23 protein-coding genes are annotated in these 22,381 nt (G+C 45.6%); 16 read left to right on the top strand and 7 right to left on the bottom strand.

The window, feature by feature from the left end; translation table 11 throughout:
* The first annotated feature begins 60 nt into the window (after positions 1-60).
* From ACTNDS_RS14525 to ACTNDS_RS14460, 14 genes are all read left to right on the top strand, one after another.
* Positions 61-1,437 carry a hypothetical protein gene (locus tag ACTNDS_RS14525; protein WP_441036572.1) on the top strand — a complete coding sequence of 459 codons (1,377 nt, stop codon included), beginning with the start codon at positions 61-63 and terminating at the stop codon, positions 1,435-1,437.
* 188 nt (positions 1,438-1,625) lie between these two features.
* Complete coding sequence (gene rpmG / locus ACTNDS_RS14520) at positions 1,626-1,775, top strand: 50S ribosomal protein L33 (protein ID WP_025578252.1); 150 nt, start codon at positions 1,626-1,628, stop codon at positions 1,773-1,775.
* Between the two features lie 53 nt (positions 1,776-1,828).
* Positions 1,829-2,038 (top strand): preprotein translocase subunit SecE, encoded by a 210-nt coding sequence (secE, locus tag ACTNDS_RS14515; protein ID WP_173743147.1) that lies wholly within the window; start codon positions 1,829-1,831, stop codon positions 2,036-2,038.
* 15 nt (positions 2,039-2,053) lie between these two features.
* Positions 2,054-2,569 (top strand): transcription termination/antitermination protein NusG, encoded by a 516-nt coding sequence (gene nusG / locus ACTNDS_RS14510; protein WP_019163248.1) that lies wholly within the window; start codon positions 2,054-2,056, stop codon positions 2,567-2,569.
* A 70-nt stretch (positions 2,570-2,639) separates the two neighbouring features.
* A complete protein-coding gene (gene rplK / locus ACTNDS_RS14505; protein ID WP_015540664.1) occupies positions 2,640-3,065 on the top strand; it encodes a 50S ribosomal protein L11 in 426 nt (141 codons plus the stop codon).
* A 61-nt stretch (positions 3,066-3,126) separates the two neighbouring features.
* Positions 3,127-3,822 (top strand): 50S ribosomal protein L1, encoded by a 696-nt coding sequence (rplA, locus tag ACTNDS_RS14500; protein ID WP_173743148.1) that lies wholly within the window; start codon positions 3,127-3,129, stop codon positions 3,820-3,822.
* A gap of 559 nt (positions 3,823-4,381) precedes the next feature.
* Positions 4,382-5,398, top strand: coding sequence for a D-alanyl-D-alanine carboxypeptidase family protein (locus tag ACTNDS_RS14495; RefSeq protein ID WP_441036568.1), 1,017 nt, complete (start codon positions 4,382-4,384; stop codon positions 5,396-5,398).
* A gap of 84 nt (positions 5,399-5,482) precedes the next feature.
* Positions 5,483-5,851 (top strand): hypothetical protein, encoded by a 369-nt coding sequence (locus ACTNDS_RS14490; RefSeq protein ID WP_441036566.1) that lies wholly within the window; start codon positions 5,483-5,485, stop codon positions 5,849-5,851.
* Positions 5,852-6,080: 229 nt separating this feature from the next.
* On the top strand, positions 6,081-6,509 hold the full coding sequence (locus tag ACTNDS_RS14485) for a Fur family transcriptional regulator (protein ID WP_441036564.1): 429 nt from the start codon (positions 6,081-6,083) through the stop codon (positions 6,507-6,509).
* Positions 6,510-6,722: 213 nt separating this feature from the next.
* Complete coding sequence (locus ACTNDS_RS14480; protein ID WP_173743152.1) at positions 6,723-7,265, top strand: NADH peroxidase; 543 nt, start codon at positions 6,723-6,725, stop codon at positions 7,263-7,265.
* A 180-nt stretch (positions 7,266-7,445) separates the two neighbouring features.
* On the top strand, positions 7,446-8,204 hold the full coding sequence (locus tag ACTNDS_RS14475; protein ID WP_441036562.1) for a threonine/serine exporter family protein: 759 nt from the start codon (positions 7,446-7,448) through the stop codon (positions 8,202-8,204).
* Positions 8,205-8,219: 15 nt separating this feature from the next.
* On the top strand, positions 8,220-8,675 hold the full coding sequence (locus tag ACTNDS_RS14470; RefSeq protein ID WP_433844751.1) for a threonine/serine exporter family protein: 456 nt from the start codon (positions 8,220-8,222) through the stop codon (positions 8,673-8,675).
* Positions 8,676-8,768: 93 nt separating this feature from the next.
* A complete protein-coding gene (gene metG, locus ACTNDS_RS14465; RefSeq protein ID WP_441036560.1) occupies positions 8,769-10,724 on the top strand; it encodes a methionine--tRNA ligase in 1,956 nt (651 codons plus the stop codon).
* A 292-nt stretch (positions 10,725-11,016) separates the two neighbouring features.
* Complete coding sequence (locus ACTNDS_RS14460) at positions 11,017-11,790, top strand: TatD family hydrolase (protein ID WP_441036558.1); 774 nt, start codon at positions 11,017-11,019, stop codon at positions 11,788-11,790.
* A 146-nt stretch (positions 11,791-11,936) separates the two neighbouring features.
* On the opposite strand, the gene ACTNDS_RS14455 is transcribed toward ACTNDS_RS14460, so the two are convergent.
* Positions 11,937-13,469: a CapA family protein gene (locus tag ACTNDS_RS14455; protein WP_441036556.1), complete on the bottom strand. Its 1,533-nt coding sequence runs from the start codon at positions 13,467-13,469 to the stop codon at positions 11,937-11,939.
* A gap of 216 nt (positions 13,470-13,685) precedes the next feature.
* On the opposite strand from ACTNDS_RS14455, the gene ACTNDS_RS14450 reads away from it, so the two are divergent.
* Complete coding sequence (locus ACTNDS_RS14450; RefSeq protein WP_019163233.1) at positions 13,686-14,126, top strand: MarR family winged helix-turn-helix transcriptional regulator; 441 nt, start codon at positions 13,686-13,688, stop codon at positions 14,124-14,126.
* Here the strand turns inward: ACTNDS_RS14450 and ACTNDS_RS14445 are convergent.
* Positions 14,117-15,928 carry a DUF885 domain-containing protein gene (locus ACTNDS_RS14445; RefSeq protein WP_441036554.1) on the bottom strand — a complete coding sequence of 604 codons (1,812 nt, stop codon included), beginning with the start codon at positions 15,926-15,928 and terminating at the stop codon, positions 14,117-14,119. The two genes, ACTNDS_RS14450 and ACTNDS_RS14445, sit on opposite strands and share 10 nt — an antisense overlap.
* Positions 15,929-16,027: 99 nt before the next feature.
* Between ACTNDS_RS14445 and trxB the strand changes: the two genes are divergently transcribed.
* Positions 16,028-16,951 carry a thioredoxin-disulfide reductase gene (trxB, locus tag ACTNDS_RS14440; protein ID WP_441036552.1) on the top strand — a complete coding sequence of 308 codons (924 nt, stop codon included), beginning with the start codon at positions 16,028-16,030 and terminating at the stop codon, positions 16,949-16,951.
* A 696-nt stretch (positions 16,952-17,647) separates the two neighbouring features.
* On the opposite strand, the gene ACTNDS_RS14435 is transcribed toward trxB, so the two are convergent.
* The 5 genes from ACTNDS_RS14435 to ACTNDS_RS14415 are packed head-to-tail and all read right to left on the bottom strand — an operon-like array spanning position 17,648 to position 22,380.
* Positions 17,648-18,268, bottom strand: a complete 621-nt coding sequence (locus ACTNDS_RS14435) for a V-type ATP synthase subunit D (protein ID WP_019163230.1) — start codon at positions 18,266-18,268, stop codon at positions 17,648-17,650.
* Between the two features lie 17 nt (positions 18,269-18,285).
* Complete coding sequence (locus ACTNDS_RS14430; RefSeq protein ID WP_186994336.1) at positions 18,286-19,668, bottom strand: V-type ATP synthase subunit B; 1,383 nt, start codon at positions 19,666-19,668, stop codon at positions 18,286-18,288.
* 21 nt (positions 19,669-19,689) lie between these two features.
* On the bottom strand, positions 19,690-21,459 hold the full coding sequence (locus ACTNDS_RS14425; RefSeq protein ID WP_441036549.1) for a V-type ATP synthase subunit A: 1,770 nt from the start codon (positions 21,457-21,459) through the stop codon (positions 19,690-19,692).
* Positions 21,452-22,039, bottom strand: coding sequence for a V-type ATP synthase subunit E (locus tag ACTNDS_RS14420; RefSeq protein WP_173743062.1), 588 nt, complete (start codon positions 22,037-22,039; stop codon positions 21,452-21,454). Before ACTNDS_RS14420 ends, ACTNDS_RS14425 begins: the two co-directional genes overlap by 8 nt.
* A 32-nt stretch (positions 22,040-22,071) precedes the next feature.
* Positions 22,072-22,380, bottom strand: coding sequence for a V-type ATP synthase subunit F (locus tag ACTNDS_RS14415; protein WP_019163226.1), 309 nt, complete (start codon positions 22,378-22,380; stop codon positions 22,072-22,074).
* Position 22,381: the final 1 nt, after the last annotated feature.

Here is a 22,381-nt window from a genome sequence, read left to right as displayed (position 1 = left end):
TTCATCCTGTGTATTTTATTCAGTTTTCAATGTCACAGATGAAGGAAAGGGGCTAAATTTATGCCTAAAAATAAGGTTTTCGGACAGGCTGGGGGGGAGAAGAATAAGACCAGAGAGTCCGTAGCTGAATGGACACAGCAGAATGCCCGGCTGCTTCAATATAAAATGGACAGATATTATGATACCTTGGAGAATGTAGCCAGGTCTGTACAGAATCTGCCCATGAACAGTCAGGAAACCCAGAAAAAGATTGGACGGAATTTCCCAACGGAAGATACACATTTTATTTGTATCCGTGCATTGGATCTGGAGGGGAAAAATCCTGAATTTACCGGCAGCTGGAAAGACCAGCAGTATTTTAAGGACAGCCTGAATATTTTTACAAATTCTGAAGAGGCTATGGAGCGCAGAGATCTCTATGTGACAGATAAGGACGGTACCTATATTGTAAAGCAGGATTATGAAGGAGTTTCCGGTGATAACCTGTACACAGATCTTTCCGGCAGAGAGCTCAGTGTGAAACTGGAAAATATCAGATTCAGGGTTAGTCAGAACATGAAGGTGTGTTTCAGTGCAGCGAAAACAGAGGATGATGTGGCAAGGGAATATGCCATTGTCCAGGCGAATGGCCAGAAGCTGAATGTGGTTACTGTCATGAAGGAGAAAACAGTTCTGGAGACCAGTACCTATTATCAGAAATATCTGTACCTTCTGATTTTTCAGCTGATCATGGCAGTTCTGGTGGTTGTTTGGATATATCTGAGGATGATCCGTGATGACAGGATCTACATCAAGAATCTGAACAAGCGTCTGGAGCTCAGTGAGGAGACTTACAGAGTCACAGCAAGGAATAATGACGTCTGCATATTTACTTATGATGTGGAAACCGGCCTGATACAGTTTCTTAATGAAAAATACAAGGAGCTGGGACTGGGACAGGCACAGCTGAGTATTCCTGTGCTGATGAAGAAGATCCAGGAGATCAATCCAAGTACCTGTGCAGAGATTGAAGTGATATTAAAAAGCGTTGATGATAAACTGTCTAACTTTGAACACAAGTTTGTTCTGTGGTCAGGGGGCAGAAAGAGGTATCTGCATGTACTGACCACCAATATTTTTGATAATATGGGAAAGGTGGCCCGTATGGTAGGCTCTATTGAGGATATTACCACAAATGAATCGGATCCTCTTACAGGAGTACTGCGCCGGGCTGCTGGTATTGAGCAGATCGAGCAGATCCTTTTGACCTCCCCGGGAGTGGGGCGTCTGCATCTGACCTACAGTGATGGCAGCCAGTCTGTATCCATCACTGCATCTATGGGAATCATTCTGGCATGCAGAAGTGAGACTTCTTTTCAGGAATTGTATGCCAGAGCAGATAAGGAGCTTTATGAGGTAAAAAGAACCGGAAAAGGAACCTGGCATATTAAGGAATAATCAGGGATTAATTTATGAAAAAGGCTTGACTTCTATGCCCGTTATGTGATAAACTTGACGAGCGACATGGAAGTTAGGTCTTTTTTTTATGCCCGAAAGTGATGACGGATACATCATGAAACCGCGTCCTCAGCGGCTCAGGGAATAGAGAAATGACCATGCAAATGAAAACACTGGAGGTGGAAGTTGTGCGCGTTAAGATTACATTAGCATGTACCGAGTGCAAGCAGCGTAACTACAATATGACTAAGGAGAAAAAGAACCATCCTGAGAGAATGGAAACTCAGAAATATTGTAAGTTCTGCCGTAAACACACTCTGCATAAGGAAACAAAGTAATCCACAGGTAACTGGATGACACAGTTACTCACAGAGAATTGTGAGGTCAGACTATGCAAGGAAATGAAAAATCTGCTGACAAAAGTCAGAAGAAGAGTTGGTTTCAGGGACTTCAATCAGAATTCAAAAAGATTGTCTGGACAGACCGCAATGAACTGATCAAGCAGACTATTGTAGTAGTTTGTGTTTCAATTGTGCTTTGCGTACTGATCAGCGTAATGGATTCGTTTATTCTCGAAGGCATTAATCTTTTAATGAAATAAGGATAAGGTGATTGTATGTCAGAAGCGAAATGGTATGTTGTTCATACCTATTCCGGGTATGAGAACAAAGTTAAAGTCGATATTGAAAAAACCATCGAAAACAGACACCTGGAGGATCAGATCCTTGAAGTTCGTGTTCCGCTGGAAGAGGTTTCAGAGCTGAAAAACGGCGTCATGAAACAGGTGCAGAGAAAGATGTTTCCAGGCTATGTGCTTCTCAATATGGTGATGAATGACGATACATGGTATGTTGTCCGCAACACCAGAGGTGTGACGGGCTTCGTTGGACCGGGATCCAAGCCGGTACCGTTAACAGAGGAGGAAATGCTTCCTCTTGGAATTCAGAAGGACAATGTTCAGGTGGATTTCGCTGAAGGCGATACAGTTGTTGTCACCGGCGGTGCCTGGAAGGATACTGTTGGTGTTATCACTGGCATGAATATGCAGAAGCAGACAGCAACAATCAATGTTGAACTTTTTGGCCGCGAAACGCCGGTAGAAATTAGTTTCGCAGAAATCAAACAGATGTAACAAGTTAAAGGTAACACAATATCGTGGGAGGGACATAACCCCCGCCAATACCACATAGGAGGTGCCGAAAATGGCAAAGAAAGTAACAGGATATATCAAATTACAGATTCCGGCTGGTAAAGCAACTCCAGCACCACCTGTAGGTCCGGCTCTTGGACAGCACGGTGTTAATATCGTTCAGTTTACAAAAGAGTTCAATGCAAGAACAGCAGATCAGGGAGATTTAATCATTCCTGTAGTTATCACTGTTTATGCAGACAGAAGTTTCAGCTTCATAACCAAAACTCCGCCGGCTGCAGTTCTTCTTAAGAAAGCTGCAAACATCAAATCCGGTTCCGGCGTACCGAACAAGACAAAAGTTGCTAAGGTTACCAAGGCTCAGGTTCAGGAAATCGCTGAACTTAAGATGAAAGACTTAAATGCAGCATCCCTCGAAGCAGCTATGAGCATGATCGCTGGTACTGCAAGAAGTATGGGAATCGAAGTAGTTGATTAATTTTAATATTAAATAGTAAGTGGGAGGGCGTTCCCCGCAAATACCACAGGAGGTTATAGAAATGAAACGAGGAAAGAAATACGTGGAAGCTGCGAAAGCAGTAGACCGCGCTACATTATATGATACCGCAGAAGCTATCAGCTTAGTTAAGAAGGCTGCAGTTGCTAAATTTGACGAGACTATCGAAGTTCATATCCGTACAGGCTGTGATGGACGTCATGCAGACCAGCAGATCCGTGGTGCAGTTGTTCTGCCACATGGTACTGGTAAGAAGGTTCGTGTTTTAGTATTCGCTAAGGATGCTAAAGCTGAAGAAGCTAAGGCAGCAGGCGCTGAGTTCGTTGGAGCTGAGGAACTGATTCCGAAGATTCAGAACGAGGGATGGTTAGACTTTGACGTTGTTGTTGCAACTCCTGATATGATGGGTGTTGTTGGTCGTCTTGGTCGTGTACTTGGACCGAAAGGTTTAATGCCTAACCCTAAAGCTGGTACAGTAACTATGGATGTTACTAAAGCAGTTCACGATATCAAAGCTGGTAAGATTGAGTACCGTCTTGATAAAACCAACATTATTCATGTTCCGGTTGGTAAAGCATCCTTTACAGAAGAACAGTTAAGCGACAACTTCCAGACGCTGATCGATGCTATCGTTAAGGCTAGACCTAGCACACTGAAGGGCCAGTATTTAAAGAGCGTTGTTATTGCTCCTACTATGGGACCTGGTGTGAAGATCAATCCTATGAAGTTAGCACAATAAATGTATTTTGGGAAATCCCCTCGGAGTTTGAGACTCTGGGGGGATTTTTTTGGTGAAGGGGACGCGCGGGGAAATGTTTGTGTCCGGACACGGCTTCGGTGTCTGTAACTCTAAGCTTTCGGGAATTTGCTAAAAGCATGGCAGAAAAATTCAAACTCGCCTTTGGGGCTCAGACAGTGAATTTTTCTGCCATAACGCAAATTTCCGAGAGCTAAGAGTTACGACGACGCCTGCAGATATGTCCGGACACAAACATTTCCCCGCGCTGCGCGTCACAAAGGGCATGAGGGGGGAGGGCTCGGCGCAGCTTTGGCTGCGCCATCGTGAGTTTGTTGGGGCGGGTATGGGGGATGAGGGTGGATGGGATAGAGGGGAATAAGTGTGGATGGGGGGAAGTAGGAAATGGGGGATAATATAATAATGGGGTTACAGGGGGTGGGGGTGGTGTGGTATAGTTATACAAGTAAAAATTTATGCGATGAGCATAAACTCTGTGCATCGCGAAGCGCGTTGCTGGGAACGGAGTGAATAGTAACATTTGGAATGTTGGGAGGGGAGTGTGTTGGTAGTGAGAGACAGGAAGCAGAGTCGGAAGAGGAGATCTGGGAGTGGCCGGAGTCGCAGGGGGACGAATCTGGGGCGGATTGTGCTTTGTGTGTTTGTGGAGATTATTGTGATCTGTGCCATGGTGATTATGATTGGCTGGGATAAGGGTGTGAAGGAGTGGTTTGCGCAGTTTGAACAGCCGGTTTTGAGGGAGGTGGATATTACCGGGATCAATAGTCCTGATGCTGTTTTGATGCAGGCGCGGGGTGGGAAGATCCTGGGGGAGATTAATGGGGAGGAGCGGATTTATCCGGCTTCTATGACGAAGATTATGACGGTGATCCTGGGGATTGAGGAGTTGGATGATCTGGAGGAGAAGATTACGTTGACGGATGATATGTTTGCGGGTTTGTATGAGGAAGGGGCTACGCAGGCCGGGTTTCAGCCGGGGGAGGAGGTTCGGGTTATGGATCTGCTTTATGGGGCTATGCTTCCTTCTGGTGCGGAGTGCTGTATTGCGCTGGCGGATACCATCAGTGGATCGGAGGCGGATTTTGCGGAGTTGATGAATAAGAAGGCGAAGAAGCTGGGGATGGTTGATACTCATTTCTGCGATTCTACGGGGCTGCATAATCCGGATCATTACAGTACGGTGAAGGATATTGCAGTGTTGATGAAGTATTGTATTAAGAATGATACGTTCAGGGAGATTATTGAGACTGCCAGACATTCTACGGGGATTACCAATGTCCACCCTGATGGCATTACTTACTACAGTACAATGTTTAAAAATCTGTCAGATCCCACAGTTACAGGTGGAAAAATACTTGGCGGTAAGACTGGGTATACCAGTGAGGCAGGACATTGTCTGGCGAGCTTTGCGGAGATTGAGGGCAGGGAATATATTTTTGTTACTGCAGGGGCACCTGGAAGTGAAGTGAATAATATTCCTCATATTCAGGATGCGGTGACCGTTTATAACCGGGTCGGTGCGGCCATTGAGGAAAAAATGAACGACAGTAAAGAATGAGGGGATTTTGCTGGACGGATTGGGAGGACGATGGTATAATCATTTTTATACAAAAGAACGATACGGGCTATAAGGAGGTGAAAAATGGTGACAGATAGAGAAATACTGGAAGCTGTGCTGGCAGAAGTCAGAGGTCTTGGGACTCGTATGGATGGACTTGAAAGCCGTATGGATGGGCTGGATTCCCGGATGGATGGGTTGGATTCCCGGATGGAGAGAATGGAGAAGCGCCAGGAGCGGTTTGAGGAAGAGACCAGAGATAATTTTGCGGATCTCAGGCTGCATCTGGAAAACATAACAGACCGGAATCTTTCTATTCTCGCAGAGAATCATCTGAACCTTATTAATAAGATGGACGTATCGGCTACATGGATGAACAGGATAATGATCAATGAGGTCAAAATCAATGCTCTGGCAGATCAGGTTAATCGACTTCAGTTGAAACACAGTTAAGCTTCCCAAAATAAAGTACGTGCAGATAAAAAAACGGAGTCAAAGAAGGCTCCGTTTCTTTATGCAAAGAAGGATAGGATTTTATGAAGGGAAGCAAATTTTTTATAAATAACTTGATAAAAACACTCCAATATCGTATGATAACAATATCAGTAATGATTATTAATATTGAACAGGATGCTAGTACAGAGTTATCTGTTACAGTAAATAATCAGAAAGGAGGAAAATTGTGGCTACTTTGAAATACAGCCGCCAGAGAGAATCTATCAAGGAATTTCTGCAAACCAGGACAGACCATCCTACGGCTGATGTAGTTTATGAGAATATGAAGCTGATTTATCCCAATATCAGTCTGGGAACTGTGTACAGGAATCTGTCTTTGCTGGCAGATCTGGGAGAGATCAAGAAGCTGTCCTCCTTTGCCGGTGCGGATCATTTCGACGGATGTACGGAGCGGCACTGCCATTTTATGTGTACCCGCTGCAACCGGATCATGGATCTGGAAAGTGAGGGGATTCATCATATTATGGACAATGCCGGTGAGAACTTCGGAGGGAAAATCACAGACTACAGCGCCAGATTTTTTGGACTCTGTGAGGATTGTCTGAAAGAAACGCAAAAGGAAACGGCGGAAGAAAAAAATAAAAATAAAACTTGATTTTTATTATCAAGTATGTTAATCTAAGTGCGTAGAAAACAGTAACGATTACTATTATCAAAGAAAAGTAAAAATCATCTGTTTTTTATAAGGCAGAAGGCAATGCCGGAACTGGCCTGAATTTTTGGGGACAGGTTCTGAAACAATAAATATTACTGTGATCTATAAGACAGTAACCAAAACAAATTAAAATAAGAAAAGGAGATCTTAATTATGACAAAATGGGTATGTAGTGTATGTGGATATGTTTATGAAGGCGAGCAGGCTCCGGAAGCCTGTCCAGTATGTAAAGCACCGGCTTCCAAATTCGTGAAACAGGATGCTGAAATGTCATGGGCTGCAGAGCATGTAGTAGGCGTAGCTCAGGGATCCAGCGAAGACATCATGGCTGATTTAAGAGCAAACTTCCAGGGTGAATGCTCTGAAGTTGGTATGTATCTTGCAATGGCAAGAGTTGCTCACAGAGAAGGATATCCGGAAATCGGTTTATACTATGAGAAAGCAGCTTATGAAGAAGCAGAGCATGCTGCAAAATTCGCTGAATTACTTGGCGAAGTAGTTACAGACAGCACAAAGAAGAACCTGGAAATGAGAGTAGAAGCTGAGAACGGTGCAACAGCAGGAAAGACAGATCTTGCAAAACGTGCAAAAGCTGCTAACCTGGATGCAATCCACGATACAGTACACGAGATGGCTCGCGACGAAGCTAGACATGGAAAAGCATTCGCTGGTCTGCTTAAGAGATACTTCGGCTAATCTGAAGGTTATATAAAACAGTAAAAAAATGCCCTGCAGGATTTTTCCTGCAAGGGCATTTCTTTTTGCTACGTCACTGTGAATATCCGCTTGACCCGAATCAAGTAAGTCCCCTGCTTCAATTGTGAAAAGCAATAAGCAGTGGGTGGGGATGTCTAAGAGATCAGGAGAGTAAGAGCTATGAATCGAAGGGAAGCAGAAGAATATTTATATTGTGCTATGTCTATTGGTGAACAGCTGCTGGTCAGCGGCGCAGAGGTAGGAAGGGTGGAGGATACCATTCGCAGGATCTGCCTGGCATACGGGGCGGAGAGGGCAGATGTATTTTCTATTACCTCCAGTATTGTTACCACCATATATGGAGCTGATTTCGGGGTCTGCACCCAGACACGCAGGGTCTCCGGCATGGTCAATGACCTGGACAGGGTAGACCAGCTGAATCAGCTTTCCAGGGAAATCTGTCAGGAAAAGCCCACCCATGAGGAGATAAAGGAAAAGCTGATACAGATACAGAACAGACCACATTATTCCTTTGGGATGCAGCTTCTGATCTATGCCCTGGTCTCCGGTTCCTTTTCTGTGTTTTTCGGCGGAGACTGGAAGGATATGGCAGCCTCAGCGATCATCGGTGTATTGCTGAAATTTATAGAAGCTCTCGTGAAAAAAGGTTCCGTCAATTCTCTGATTACAGCCCTGATCTGCTCCACTGTGGGAGGATTTCTGGCAAATCTGGCTGTATACAGCGGAATCGGTGATCATGCAGATCTGATCAGCATAGGAAATATCATGCTTCTGATTCCCGGAATCGCCTTTACCAATTCCCTGAGGGATATGTTTTCCGGGGACACCATCACAGGACTGATACGCTTTATGGAATCTATACTGCTGGCTCTGGTGATCGCTCTGGGCTTCACCTTTGCAGGATTTATATTGGGATAAAAGAGGACTAAGAAAATGAAGGAATTTATCCAGTTAATGGCAGCACTCCTTGGTTCCCTGGGCTTTGCTGCCCTGTTTAACATCAGAGGGAAAAAATTAATATTTGCCACCATCGGCGGTTTTCTGTCATGGGCAACCTATCTGGCAGCTGCCTGTATCAATGCAAACCCCTATTTCTGCGGATTTATTTCCACGGTACTGACAACTCTCTATGCAGAAGTGATGGCCCGTATGGTCAAAACACCGGTTACTGTATTCCTGGTATCTGCCACCATCCCACTGATTCCCGGGGCTGCCCTCTACCGTGCCATGAACTGTCTCATGCACAGAAACTATGCCGGCTTTTCCAAAGAAGGAACCTATACCCTTCTCTTCGCTGCCAGCATGTCTGCCGGAATTACTTTTACCACTGTGGTTTTCCGTATGATCTGGCGCCAGCTCTACAGCAGCAGAAGCATACATATCCGCTGAAAAACTGAGGTTTACAATCTCTGCATAAACCGCTATAATACAATAAGAATGATGATTTGTAATTTGTACTGAAAATAAAGGAGAAACTGATCAATGGAAAAACAGAAATATTATATTACCACTGCCATAGCTTATACTTCCGGCAAGCCGCACATCGGAAATACCTATGAGGTTGTTCTTGCCGATGCTATTGCCCGCTATAAACGTCAGCAGGGCTATGATGTATTCTTCCAGACAGGAACTGATGAGCATGGCCAGAAAATCGAATTAAAAGCAGAAGAAGCAGGTATCACTCCAAAGGAATTTGTGGACAACGTATCTACAGAGATCAGACGGATCTGGGATCTGATGAATACTTCCTATGATAAATTCATCCGTACCACAGATGAAGACCATGAAAAACAGGTTAAGAAAATTTTCAAAAAAATGTATGCAAAGGGAGATATCTACAAGGGACATTACGAAGGTATGTACTGTACTCCCTGTGAATCCTTCTTCACAGAATCCCAGCTGGTAGACGGCAAATGTCCGGATTGTGGACGTCCCTGTGTGCCTGCAAAGGAGGAAGCATACTTCTTTAAAATGAGCAAATATGCAGACAAGCTGATCGACTATATCAACACACATCCGGATTTCATTCAGCCGGAATCCCGTAAGAACGAAATGATGAACAACTTCCTTCTCCCGGGACTTCAGGATCTCTGTGTATCCAGAACATCCTTTAAATGGGGAATCCCGGTAGATTTTGATCCGAAGCATGTGGTATATGTATGGCTGGATGCCCTTACTAACTATATTACAGGAATTGGCTATGACTGTGACGGTGAGAGCACAGAGCAGTTCAAACAGCTCTGGCCTGCAGACCTGCACCTTATTGGTAAAGATATTATCCGTTTCCATACAATTTACTGGCCGATCTTCCTTATGTCACTGGATCTGCCGCTGCCGAAACAGGTATTTGGCCATCCATGGCTGCTCCAGGGCGACGGCAAAATGAGTAAATCCAAAGGAAATGTACTTTATGCAGATGAACTGGTAGATTTCTTTGGCGTAGATGCAGTCCGCTACTTTGTGCTTCATGAAATGCCATTTGAGAATGATGGTGTGATCACCTGGGAGCTGATGGTAGAGCGTCTCAACTCTGAGCTTGCAAATACCCTTGGAAACCTTGTAAACCGTACGATTTCCATGTCCAACAAATACTTCGGCGGTGTTGTGGAGAATAAGGGTGTAGCTGAGCCAGTAGATGATGATCTTAAGAACTTCATTCTCTCCGTACCTGCAAAAGTAAACGAAAAGATGGACAAGCTTCGTGTAGCAGATGCGATGACAGAGGTATTTACAATCTTTAAACGCTGCAACAAATATATTGACGAGACAATGCCATGGGCACTTGCAAAGGATGAGGAGAAGAAAGACCGCCTTGCAACAGTTCTCTACAACCTGGTTGAGGGAATCTGCATTGGTGCAACTCTTCTGAAATCCTTTATGCCGGAAACGACAGAGAGAATCCTTGCTCAGTTAAGTGCAGAAGACAGAACTCTTGAGGATCTTAATACATTTGGTCTGTATCCGTCAGGAAACAAGGTAACTGAGAAACCTGAGATTCTTTTTGCACGTCTGGACCTGAAAGAGGTAATGGAAAAGGTAGCAGAGCTCCATCCGCCAAAAGCAGAAGAGCCAGCAGAGGAAAAAGAAGATGTGATGGATATGGAAGCAAAACCGGAGATCACATTTGATGATTTTGAAAAACTTCAGTTCCAGGTGGGCAAGATTATCTCCTGTGAGGAAGTAAAGAAATCCAAAAAACTTCTTTGCTCACAGGTACAGATCGGAAGCCAGGTACGTCAGATTGTATCAGGAATTAAAGCGCATTACAGTGCAGAGGAAATGGTTGGCAAAAGAGTAATGGTAGTGACTAACCTGAAACCTGCCAAACTTGCAGGAATCCTCAGTGAAGGAATGATCCTCTGTGCAGAAGATGCAGATGGAAATCTCTCCCTCATGGTTCCGGAGAAAGAAATGCCGGCAGGAGCAGAAATCTGCTAAAAAGCTTATCTTGTGAGGCGTATTACCGAGAACGGAGTGAACGGTAATAATTATAACGAAAATCCTCCACAATTTTCAATTATAGCTTGACAAAACTTCCCAGGCAGTCTATAGTGGAATATATAACAGGGAGTAGGTGGCAGATGTAGATTTGCAGTGTCATCAGTCTCAACGGGTAAAGATTCCATCCGTATCGTGATGAAACGGCGAGACTCTTACTACACATAGCGTGTGCGGTAAGAGTCTCGCTTTTTGCTGAAAAATGTGGACAAGCCAAAGGAGGAGTTAAAAAATGATCATAGATACCCATGCCCATTATGATGATGAGGCTTTTGACGCGGACAGGGAGGTGCTTCTTGCATCTATGCAGGAGCATGGAATCGAGAAGCTTGTAAATGTCTGTGCATCTATAGATGGCTTGCAGGATACTGTGAAGCTGATTGAAAAGTATCCGTTTATATACGGAGCTGTGGGAGTGCATCCGGATGATGCAGAGCAGATGACAGAGGAAACGCTAGCAGAGATTCGCCGTATTTCCCATATGGACAAGATGATCGCCATTGGAGAGATTGGTCTGGATTATTACTGGCATAAGGAGAAAAAGGAACATGAGATACAGCAGAAGATGTTCCGTGCCCAGATGGAGATTGCCCGGGAGGAGAAGTTTCCTTTTATGATCCACAGCCGTGATGCAGCGGAGGATACCTTGAATATTGTCAGGGAATATATGCAGGGAGGCATGTATGGAGGAATTATTCACTGTTTTTCCTATAGCCGTGAGATCGCCGCAGAATATTTGAATATGGGACTTTACCTGGGAATTGGAGGTGTAGTTACCTTTAAAAATGCAAAGAAGCTGAAGGAGGTTGTACAGTATGCACCTCTGTCACAGCTGGTGCTGGAAACAGACTGTCCGTACATGGCTCCGGAGCCCAATCGTGGTAAACGCAATTCTTCTCTGTATCTGCCCTATGTAGTTCAGGCGATTGCAGAACTAAAGCAGGTGTCTCCTGAGGAGGTTATTGAGGTCACCAGGGAAAATACACACAGATTGCTGGGAATATAAAATAATTCAATAGTTATATATCTGTAAAAATAAAAAGAAAACATCTGATTTCATAGTGCTCAGCCTGCATACACCGACAAGGTAACTGCCGGATAACACAAGTGAGTGAAATCAGATGTTTATTTCATTTCACAGATTATCAATCGTTAATAGGATTCGTCATAGGATCCGTCATCATAGGAATTGTCGTAGGATTCGTCATAGGATCCGTCATCATAGGAACTGTCATAGGATTCATCATAGGAGTCTCCGTCATCCTCGGAGGAATCTCCTGTGTCAGAAGAATCTCCTGTGCCGGAAGAATCCGAAGTATCTCCCGATGAACTCAGGTATTCCCAGGAATGGATGGATTCTGTATCCTCTACCACATTTCCTGTAGTTTTGTCGATCATGTTGCCCTGCCAGTCAAATTTTACGTTCAGCAGGTTGGTGTTGGTGGACGGCTTCACATTCATGGACATGATTTCCTTGAATTTGGCCTGGAGGTTTGCCAGGGTGAATTCATCACCGATCACATTGCGGACGCTGTGCTGGGAAGCCAGCTCCTCTGTATAATCAGAGAGCATATAGGGGCCGTATTCTCCTGCATCATGGTTGTAGTGCATAACCATAGGCTTTACTTCAGGTGAAAGAATCTCAATTGTGCTCTTGCCGTTAAGAGTTGTTTTCTGAATGGTAAAGCTTGCCATACCCTCCAGCAGTTCCGGCAGCTCCTGCTGCGTGGAAACAAAATTTCCCAGAGAATAGAATACCAGTGTGCTGTGTCCCTGGTCATCTGAGAGACGGCCATAAGGCTGAAGCACGTGAGGATGTCCGCCTATGATCACATCTACGCCCTGCTCCATAAGGAAGGCAGCCCATTGCTTCTCATATTCGTTCGGCATGGTCTCATCTTCTGTACCCCAGTGAGCAACAAAAATAAGGCAGTCACAGATGGATTTGGCTTTCTGGATCATAGTGGTGATCTTGTCCTTGTCAAAGATGTCGATCATGTATTCGTAGCCTTCCCCTGCACCTGAGTTGTTGGTGCCATATGTATAATCAAGAAAAGCAATCCTGATCCCGTTTACTTCTTTGACCTTGACGATGTCTGCGTCCTCCTGGGTGGAGTGGATACCCAGCACAGGAATTGTGGGATATTTGGAACTCCAGAAATCCAGAGTGGTTTTCAGGTAATCGTATCCATAATCATCTGCATGGTTGGTGGCAGATTCCACTACATCGAAGCCTGCCTTGATGATGGCATCTCCAACCTCCTGGGGAGTTGCAAAGGAGGGGTAGGTACTGACGGAATCATGATCCGGAGCAAAGACAGTCTCCTGGTCGATCATAGCCACATCTGCAGCCTGGATCTCATCCAGAACATTGGCATAAATATGGTCATAATTCCAGGTGCCGGAATCATACTCGCCGGATTCGTACAGCTTACTGTGATAGAGATTGTCTCCGACTGCAATCACACTTGCAGTGGTGATCTCCGGGGTTTCCGCAGCTTTTTTTGCCTCTTCTTCCTTCTTCTGTGCTTCCTGGGCGGCTTTTTCCTCAGGCTTGGTGATCAGGCCGTAGTCCAGCTGATGCATCAGGAAAACCAGTACGATCAGAACTGCCGCGGAACATAGCAGACTGATCCTTGAATTATTTTTTTCCCTGAAATTAAGGGGAATATTATTTTTTTTCATAAAATCTATCCTTTGATACCATAGATAATGGCAGAATTATTATTGTAATGATTATATCAAACTTTACTATTGAAAGAAAGAGGTATTTACCAACTGTATTTTCAGATAAAAAATGGCTAAAAATGCTTTGTAAGGCAAAGTAATATAGTGTATAATGAGAGACAAAGGTTACTGAGAACTGAGACAGTGACTGATATGTGAAAGGGGGAGGACCGGATGAACCATTATGAGGCGATCAATGATGTGCTTGTAAATTTGTTTAATGAGATTCTGGATCTGGAAGAGCGGGCGCTGATCACGCCGGAGTATAAAAATATTTCTGTAAATGATATGCACATTATGGATGCAGTGGGGATCCGGGAGCAGAAAAATATGTCCACAGTAGCCAGGGCGCTGAATGTGACTGTGGGCACCCTGACCATTGCAGTGAATAACCTGGTAAAGAAGGGATATATCCAGCGTGTGCGCAGTGAAGAGGACCGCAGAGTAGTATTGATTTCTCTCACAGAGAAGGGGGAGAAGGCTTTCTGTCATCACAGGGATTTCCATGAGAAAATGGTTCTGGCAATCCTGAAGGATCTGAATGTGGAGGAGACAGAGGCCCTGACCCGGGCCCTTACCAAGCTGCAGAAATTTTTCCGCAGCTATCAGGCATAGGAAAGGAACAGATATTTTTCCAGCACCGGGAACTGTACAGGGCCGATTTCCATGATCCGGCGGTGAAAATCCTTCAGATTAAAATCATGGCCCAGTTGTTTCCTGCAGCGTGTCTGCAGATCCTGGAAATTCAGGCTGCCCCAGTAATATTTCAGGTAATTGCCGGGAGTTTCTACGATGTACTGGTAGATTTCTTTTACTGCAGATTCCTGGGTGATGCCGAAGGCTTTGAGAAAAGCTGTGGTTCTGCCCTGATCCCAGCCCTCGTAGTGGATGCCGATGTCCAGCAGGGAATAGAGACACAGGTTGGTGCTGCGGCTGAGCCATGCCAGCTGTGTAGCATTTTGGATAAGCTTCCGGTCAGGCGCAGAGTTGAGTGTGTCATCAGAGGTGGCAGCAGCGGAATTTTTCATAATATCATAGATCAGTGAGGCTGCATATCTGTATGCGTAGCCTTCCACATAGGTTGCCCAGCCCTCTATATATCCGGGACTGGTGATCAGATAGCGGATATTGTCAGGAGCGCTTCTGGCAAAGGATACGGTCTGATACAGGTGTCCGGGAAAGCCTTCGTGGGCCAGGGTGCCAAAAAGCTCCAGGCTGGAGGTGCCTTTGGAGTTGTTGATGTAGATTACATTGGGAGTCTGGGTATCCACCGGAGGAGTCAGATAAAAGGCAGGGCTCAGGAATTTTTTCATGGAGGGATGAACCTGGCGGACTTCATAGGAGATATTTTTTAATAGGGGGAAATCCTCTTTCATCAGTCCGGGAAGTTCTTTTAGCATTTGTTCAGGAGTAAGGGAAATCTGGCCGGAATATTTCTGCAGAGAAGCAACCAGGGAGGAATCTGTCTGTATGAGAGCTTTGATCTGCCTGAAATCCGCTAGAAGCTGATCAGAGAGCCGTTTCTGGATCTGCTTTACGGGAACATAGGAGCCGGTCTGGATACGCAGAAGATACTGGTAGTATTCTCTGCCTCCGGGGAAGTATGCCAGCCCACGGCTGGTCTTGCCTGTGCCTCGCAGCTTCTCCAGTCCGTCTATCAGCTCCTGGTAAGCAGGGATCACCTGCTTTGTGATCAGTTGGTGATGGAAGGCAAGGAGATGGTTCTGCTCCTTTTCTGTCAGCTTCCCGAAGGTTTTCAGGCGCTGGGCGAAAAGCTCATCCATGTAGTTGGAATTGGGGTCACGGATAAAAGAACGGCATTGAGTCAGAATACGATCCAGGGTGGCATCACTCATAAAGAGGCCAGCCTGGGATTTTTTTTCTTCAAATTGGAGAATACTATGGAAGTAAGGCCGGATGGTGCCCAGAAGCTTCAGGTAATCGGACAGATCTCTGGTGGAGTGAAAGGCATATTCTCCCAGCAGGACAGGCAGCTGAGCCTGGATTCCCAGACTTGGCCCCAGAGGTTCCTCCAGTATGTAATTTTCTCCCAGGGAAGCGCGGGTGTGGAAATACAGAAGCAGCATATCCAGTGTAAGCTGATTGTCTCTGGACAATCTGGAGTAAGAGAAGGAACGAAGTAGGTTCTCATATTCGTTACAGAGCCGGGTTGTTTCAGAAGAATCTGTGTCCAGGGCGCCCAGGGTCATTTCTGTGGGGCGGATACCTGCCCCTGCCGGGTCTGCCAGTGTATAGTGGAGGGTCAGGGCATTGGCGGAGACTTCAGTCTGGAAAAGCTTTTCTGTGAAGGCCTGGAAACGGGAATTTTCTGTGACAGGATGTTCGGACACATACCCTGCACCTATCCCCAGGGCAAAGACCAGTGTGAGGGCAAGTATTTTTTTCAGAATTTTCATAGAAACCTCGAAGGAGGACTTTTTACTATCTTATTGGAAACAGAGGGGCAGTATGCTATTATTACTATAGCGATTCCATAAAATACGGAGGTATGAGAGATGTCAGAACTTTACGATATAGCGATTCTGGGGGCTGGTCCGGCGGGGATCAGTGCGGCAATTTATGCAGTCAGGGGCAGATTGAAGGCTTTGTGGCTGGATAATCAGTTTGTAGAGGGAGGCCAGGTGCTGAATACTTATGAGGTGGATAATTATCCGGGGCTTCCGGGAATCTCAGGGATGGATCTGGGAGAGGCTATGGGAAATCACGCGGAAAAGCTGGGAATTGCTCCTGTCAGGGGGAAAGTTCTGGCTGTGGAGAATGCCGGCAGTGAGAAGATCATCCGCACAAAAAAGCATGAATACAGAGCGAAAACTGTGGTTCTGGCCTGCGGTGCCAGCCACCGTACTCTGGATATTCCGGGGGAGGCAGAATTGTCCGGTATGGGAGTTTCTTACTGTGCAACCTGTGACGGTGCCTTTTTCAAAAATAAAAGGGCTGTGGTGATCGGCGGCGGTAATATTGCAGTGGAGGATGCCATTTTCCTGGCAAGGATCTGCGAGAAGGTGTATGTTGTCCACAGGCGGGATGAGTTCCGTGCGGACAGGATCCTGCAGGATAGCCTGAGATCCTGCGAGAATGTGGAAATCATCTGGGACAGTGTTGCTGTGGAAATACAGGGAGCAGAGCAGGTGACAGGAGTGAAGCTTTCCAATGTGAAGACAGGACAGGAATCTGTGATCCATACAGATGGCGTATTTATTGCTGTGGGGATTATTCCCAATACCCAATGGCTGGGAGAGCTGGTGCCCTTGGATGAGACCGGATATATTATTGCAGGAGAGGAAGGCATTACCGGTACGCCGGGGATTTTTGCTGCAGGAGATGTCCGTACAAAGATGCTCCGCCAGGTGGTAACTGCAGTGGCCGATGGTGCCAATGCTGTGGTCTCTGCCCAGAAATATCTTATAGAGAATGCATAAGGAGCCTATGGCTCCTTTTGTTGTATTTTTGCGCAGAACAGAGATGAAAATCGAACTTTCAACATTTTGCACAAATTTTGTCGAAAAAAGAAAAAGGTGTGGAAAACCATACACATTTTTTCCACACATGAGAATTGAGGAAAAGCCTATAAAATAGAGTTATGCACAAAGTTATCCACATTATCCACATTTTATGTGTGTGGAATACTTGATTTACATAAAAAAGAAAAAAACAAATGTTTTGTATAAAGTGATAAATCGACATAAATATTAAAAAAGATATAAGAAGTCTATTGACTTTTTTATATTCTAATAATCATAGAATATTTTGGGAAAAAGATAAAATATAGAGATATATAGGATTGATTTCAGAATATTATTGAATTTGATTTGGAATCAGGCTGAATATCGGAATGAAAGAATCTGTGAGCAGGGAAAGGGTTATGGGCGATTCAGATGGATATGAAACGCAACGTAAAATATATGTAATAAGTCTGTAATATCTAATAATCCACATAGAATATAGTCTGAAAAATACTTTTCCACATAATATGAAAACTGAATTTTGCATAATTCTACAGGTCAGCAGGCACATCAGATTACTGAGAAGGGAACAGACATTAGCAATATTTCTACAGAAAAATAAAAATTGCCAGGAAATAACTACCTGGCAATTTTTTGATTCCGGATTTGCAGCTATGCTCCCTGCTTCATCCTTTTGATTACTTTTAATCTGGTGAATTCCTCACGTTCTTTTTCTTCCAGCGCATTCTGAATATCCTTGGTCAGTGTTTCATATTTTGGTATGGTAATATTCTTCAGTGCGTTGGCACGTTTCTGCGTCTTTTTGATATTGGCCGCCAGACGGATGGCTGCGTTTTCCACCATGGAAAGGCGGATGGACAGCTCTTTTACTTTTTCAAAGGCTGCCTTAGCTTCATCCAGGGACATTTTGGTACTGTAGTAAGCGTAGGTCGGCCGGTTGGTGGTGGGCTCATATTCCACCAGAGGAATCTCTGTACCCATAACGCTTCGGGTTTTGATCCGGATGGAGTTCTCAATGGGAACTGTGCCTGCAATCTGCTGTACAAAGGCGATACCGATTTCCATATTTGCCTTCTGGAGAGCTGCATATGCAGTACGGAAGGTGACGTCGATCTGTGTCTGGATATCCTTGGCCTGATTGATCAGATCCATCATTTCACGAATCAGGATATTACGCTTTTTGTCCATCAGCTCATAGCCCTGGCGGGAGAGCTTCAGGGAGTTTTTGGCAAGTATGAGATTTCCCTTGGTGGGAAAGGTATTGGGATCCATGTAATCACCTCACTTCTCTAGCGTACTGTCTCATGGTAATACTGATCCAGGATTTTGGTATCGATTCGGTCAAGTTCTTCCCTTGGAAGCAGTCCAAGAAGCTCCCAGCCTTTATCCAGGGTCTCAGTGATACTTCGGTTTTCTGTCTCAGACTGGCCTACAAATTCACTCTCAAAGGCTTTGCCAAATACCAGATATCTTTTATCCAGTGGAGAGAGCTCGTCCTCACCGATAACAGAGGCAAGGGCTCTGGCATCTCCAACCTTGGCATAGCAGGAGAAGAGCTGGTTGGCTACATCCTGATGGTCTGCTCTTGTGTAGCCCTCACCAATGCCGTCCTTCATCAGACGGGAAAGAGAAGGCAGTACATTGATAGGCGGATAGATTGCCTGGCCATGGAGCTGGCGGTCCAGTACGATCTGGCCTTCGGTGATATATCCGGTCAGGTCAGGGATCGGATGGGTGATATCATCATTTGGCATGGTCAGGATCGGAATCTGTGTTACAGAGCCTGGTTTGCCTTTTACAATACCTGCCCGTTCATACAGGGTAGCCAGTTCACTGTACAGATAACCGGGATAGCCCTTTCTGGAAGGGATTTCTCCCTTGGAGGAGGATACCTCACGCATGGCCTCACAGAAGGAGGTAATATCTGTCAGGATGACCAGAATGTGCATGCCTTTTTCAAAGGCAAGATATTCGGCAGCAGTCAGGGCGATTTTCGGTGTAAGAAGACGCTCTACTACCGGGTCATTGGCCAGGTTCAGAAACATAACTACGTGATCGGAGGCTCCGCTTTCCTCAAAGGTGCGGCGGAAAAATTCTGCTACATCATATTTAACGCCCATTGCTGCGAAAACAATGGCAAATTTCTCATCGGAATCCTCGCCCAGAGAGGCCTGCTGTACGATCTGTGCAGCCAGCTTATCGTGGGGCAGACCATTGCCGGAAAAGATGGGCAGCTTCTGGCCACGGATCAGGGTGGTCAGTCCGTCGATGGCGGAAATACCGGTGTTAATATAGTTACGGGGATATTCACGGGCTACCGGGTTCAGAGGCAGTCCGTTGATATTTAAGTTTACCTCAGGAGTGATATCGCCCAGTCCGTCAATGGGCTGTCCGATACCGTTAAAGGTACGTCCCAGGATCTCAGGGGAAAGCCCGATCTCCATGGGATGTCCGGTCAGTCTGGTGTGGGTGTTGCTTAAGGACATGCTGTCTGTTCCTTCAAAAACCTGGATAACAGCTTTGTCCTCATAGATCTCTATGATACGGCCGATCTTACGTGTTCCGTCATCCATGTGAAATTCTACGATTTCCTCATAGGAAGCGTTTTTCACGCCTTCCAGGACAACCAGAGGGCCGTTTATTTCGCTTAGTCCTAAATATTCAATTGCCATATAAACTTCTCCTCTCTGTTATCAGCCGTTTTTCTCCATGACTTTGTCATAGAAGGTATCAATGTCTTTGTGGTATTGTTCAAATCTGTCCAGTTCATTGTTTGGTACATCATATTTAATAGAAATGATCCGCTCGAAGATATTGTCCTCCTTCAGTACGGAAACCGGCATTCCACGGTTGATCAGGGCGCGGCATTTCTCGTAGAGATAGAGAATGATCTCCATCATTTTGAATTGCTTTTCCATAGGTACGCAGGTATCCTCCTGATGGAAGGCGTTCTGCTGGAGGAAGCCCAGACGGATTACTCTGGCAATTTCCAGAGTCAGCTTCTGGTCATCCGGGAGAACATCACTTCCGATCAGCTTAACAATCTCCATGAGGGAGCTTTCCTGGTTCAGGATAGCCATGAGCTGATTTCTGTCTGCTACAAATTTGGGAGAGACATGTTCTCTGTACCAGGGGGTCAGATCTTCCAGATATTCGCTGTAGCTGGTGAGCCAGTGGATAGCAGGGAAATGGCGGGCATAAGCCAGTGCCTTGTCCAGTCCCCAGAAGCAGCGGACGAATCGCTTGGTATTCTGGGTAACAGGCTCTGAGAAGTCACCGCCCTGGGGGGAAACTGCTCCGATAATGGAAACAGAGCCTTCGGTTCCGTTTAAGTTCTGCATCATTCCTGCACGTTCATAGAAAGCGGAAAGCTTGGAGGCAAGGTATGCAGGGAAGCCTTCTTCTGCAGGCATCTCTTCCAGACGTCCGGACAGCTCACGGAGAGCTTCTGCCCAACGGGAAGTGGAGTCTGCCATGATGGCTACATCATAGCCCATATCCCGGTAATATTCAGCAAGGGTCACACCTGTATAAATAGAAGCCTCGCGAGCTGCAACAGGCATGTTGGAGGTATTGGCGATCAGGGTGGTACGGTCCATCATCAGATTGCCGGATTTGGGGTCGATCAGCTTACTGAAATCCTCCAGAACCTGGGTCATTTCATTTCCACGCTCTCCACAGCCGATATAGATGATGATATCTGCGTCAGACCACTTGGCGATCTGATGCTGGGTCATGGTCTTACCTGTACCGAAACCTCCGGGAACTGCAGCAGTACCGCCCTTTGCAATTGGGAAAAGGGTGTCCAGGATACGCTGTCCTGTAACCAGCGGTACACTTGCAGGGAAGCGCTGGTGGGTAGGTCTGGGAATACGGATTGGCCATTTCTGTGCCAGTGCCAGATCCTTGGTGGTTCCGTCTGCAAACTGGATCGTTACGATGGGTTCCAGAATTGTGTATTCTCCGTCAGCTGCCGCATGGATTACGGTAGCCTCTGTCAGATTGGGAGGAACCATGGATTTATGCAGGATGGAGTCAGTCTCCTGGGTCTCTGCGATAATGGATCCAGGTCCTACTACATCCCCTTCTTTTACTGTAATATGTGTGTTCCATTTTTTCTGTGTGTCAAGGGAGTCTACGCTGACACCACGGGAAATATATTTACCTGAGGCTTTGGCAATCTCATCCAGAGGACGCTGGATACCATCAAAAATGTTGTGGATGATTCCGGGTCCCAGAAGCACGGAGATGGCATCTCCGGTACCTGTAACTGTATCGCCAGGCTTCAGTCCTGTGGTTTCCTCGAAAACCTGTACAGTTGTCATGCCTTTTTTCAGGCCAATGATCTCACCTACCAGATTTTCAGGACCTACATAGACCATCTCGGAGATTTTGAAGCCGCTGTCACCTTTCAGATAAATGACCGGGCCGTTGACACCGTAGATAATACCTGTATTACTCATGCTTTGGCCCTCCGTCAAATTTGAATTCTTTGTATACTGCCTGGAAATTTCCTGCGAAAGAATGGTCGATCAGGATATTTTTGTGGGGGATCGTTGCCTTGATCCCTCCAAGGAAGTCTTCAGCAGAAACTGTAATGAAGGCTTTTGTGCGTTCTACCAGATCCGGAAGAAGGGCACTGTCCTCAGGAGAGATGTAGATATTAATCTTATCCTGCTCTGCGAAATCCAGGGCTTCTTTGATTTTGCTTTCCAGATAAGCCGGATAATCCGGGGTATTTCGGAAATTTTCCAGCTGTGTTTTTACTTCTGCAAAAAGCTTTTCTTTTAATTCGTTCTGTTTTTTGGTCCAGTCACGTTTGATGGTAAGCTGTTCTGCAGAAAGTGCTTTATTAATCTCGCGTCTGGCATTGGCAGTTTCTGCCTTGATCTGTACCTGGGCGTTTTCCTGGCTGTCAGCCTTGTGTTTTTCTGTCATTTGTGCCAGAGCTTTTCTGTGTTCTTCCAGGATGCCGGCTGCTTTTGCCTGGGCATCCTCTATAGTAACATCATAGAAATGGCTGAGTTTTTCATCAATTGTCATGCTAATACCTGCCTGTTGTTTTTATTCATACCTTATAGCTTCAATCCGATTGCTTCATTTACATAGGATGTGATGAAATCCGGTTTTCGTCCGGTACCATGCCGGTCCGGGATTTCGATGATCAGAGGGGTTTTGTGATGGAGCTTCACATCGTCAATGATAGAGGGGAATTCTCTGCCGAATTTCTCGGTCAGGAGGATGATCCCGATCTCTTTGTTGGAGATGGCCTTTTCCAGGGCATCCTTTAATTCATTATGTGTGTGGACAACCACACCCTCTACACCTGCCAGCCGCATCCCTGTATAGGTATCGATATTGTCGCTGATCAGAAACATCTGCATC

This window comes from Blautia sp. HCP3S3_C12 (genome assembly GCF_052064155.1).
Lineage (GTDB): Bacteria > Bacillota > Clostridia > Lachnospirales > Lachnospiraceae > Blautia_A.
The sequence above is the reverse complement of the archived record's forward strand: the minus strand, read 5'-3'. Positions and strand labels throughout refer to the sequence as shown.

What these genes read in the sequence shown, in the direction of transcription:
- ACTNDS_RS14525 (WP_441036572.1), top strand. Translation starts at nt 61, where the DNA reads ATGCCTAAAAATAAGGTTTTCGGACAGGCTGGGGGGGAGAAGAATAAG.
- secE (WP_173743147.1), top strand. Translation starts at nt 1,829, where the DNA reads ATGCAAGGAAATGAAAAATCTGCTGACAAAAGTCAGAAGAAGAGTTGG.
- nusG (WP_019163248.1), top strand. Translation starts at nt 2,054, where the DNA reads ATGTCAGAAGCGAAATGGTATGTTGTTCATACCTATTCCGGGTATGAG.
- rplK (WP_015540664.1), top strand. Translation starts at nt 2,640, where the DNA reads ATGGCAAAGAAAGTAACAGGATATATCAAATTACAGATTCCGGCTGGT.
- rplA (WP_173743148.1), top strand. Translation starts at nt 3,127, where the DNA reads ATGAAACGAGGAAAGAAATACGTGGAAGCTGCGAAAGCAGTAGACCGC.
- ACTNDS_RS14490 (WP_441036566.1), top strand. Translation starts at nt 5,483, where the DNA reads ATGGTGACAGATAGAGAAATACTGGAAGCTGTGCTGGCAGAAGTCAGA.
- ACTNDS_RS14480 (WP_173743152.1), top strand. Translation starts at nt 6,723, where the DNA reads ATGACAAAATGGGTATGTAGTGTATGTGGATATGTTTATGAAGGCGAG.
- ACTNDS_RS14475 (WP_441036562.1), top strand. Translation starts at nt 7,446, where the DNA reads ATGAATCGAAGGGAAGCAGAAGAATATTTATATTGTGCTATGTCTATT.
- ACTNDS_RS14470 (WP_433844751.1), top strand. Translation starts at nt 8,220, where the DNA reads ATGAAGGAATTTATCCAGTTAATGGCAGCACTCCTTGGTTCCCTGGGC.
- metG (WP_441036560.1), top strand. Translation starts at nt 8,769, where the DNA reads ATGGAAAAACAGAAATATTATATTACCACTGCCATAGCTTATACTTCC.
- ACTNDS_RS14460 (WP_441036558.1), top strand. Translation starts at nt 11,017, where the DNA reads ATGATCATAGATACCCATGCCCATTATGATGATGAGGCTTTTGACGCG.
- ACTNDS_RS14455 (WP_441036556.1), bottom strand. Translation starts at nt 13,469, where the DNA reads ATGAAAAAAAATAATATTCCCCTTAATTTCAGGGAAAAAAATAATTCA.
- ACTNDS_RS14450 (WP_019163233.1), top strand. Translation starts at nt 13,686, where the DNA reads ATGAACCATTATGAGGCGATCAATGATGTGCTTGTAAATTTGTTTAAT.
- ACTNDS_RS14445 (WP_441036554.1), bottom strand. Translation starts at nt 15,928, where the DNA reads ATGAAAATTCTGAAAAAAATACTTGCCCTCACACTGGTCTTTGCCCTG.
- trxB (WP_441036552.1), top strand. Translation starts at nt 16,028, where the DNA reads ATGTCAGAACTTTACGATATAGCGATTCTGGGGGCTGGTCCGGCGGGG.
- ACTNDS_RS14435 (WP_019163230.1), bottom strand. Translation starts at nt 18,268, where the DNA reads ATGGATCCCAATACCTTTCCCACCAAGGGAAATCTCATACTTGCCAAA.
- ACTNDS_RS14430 (WP_186994336.1), bottom strand. Translation starts at nt 19,668, where the DNA reads ATGGCAATTGAATATTTAGGACTAAGCGAAATAAACGGCCCTCTGGTT.
- ACTNDS_RS14425 (WP_441036549.1), bottom strand. Translation starts at nt 21,459, where the DNA reads ATGAGTAATACAGGTATTATCTACGGTGTCAACGGCCCGGTCATTTAT.
- ACTNDS_RS14420 (WP_173743062.1), bottom strand. Translation starts at nt 22,039, where the DNA reads ATGACAATTGATGAAAAACTCAGCCATTTCTATGATGTTACTATAGAG.
- ACTNDS_RS14415 (WP_019163226.1), bottom strand. Translation starts at nt 22,380, where the DNA reads ATGCAGATGTTTCTGATCAGCGACAATATCGATACCTATACAGGGATG.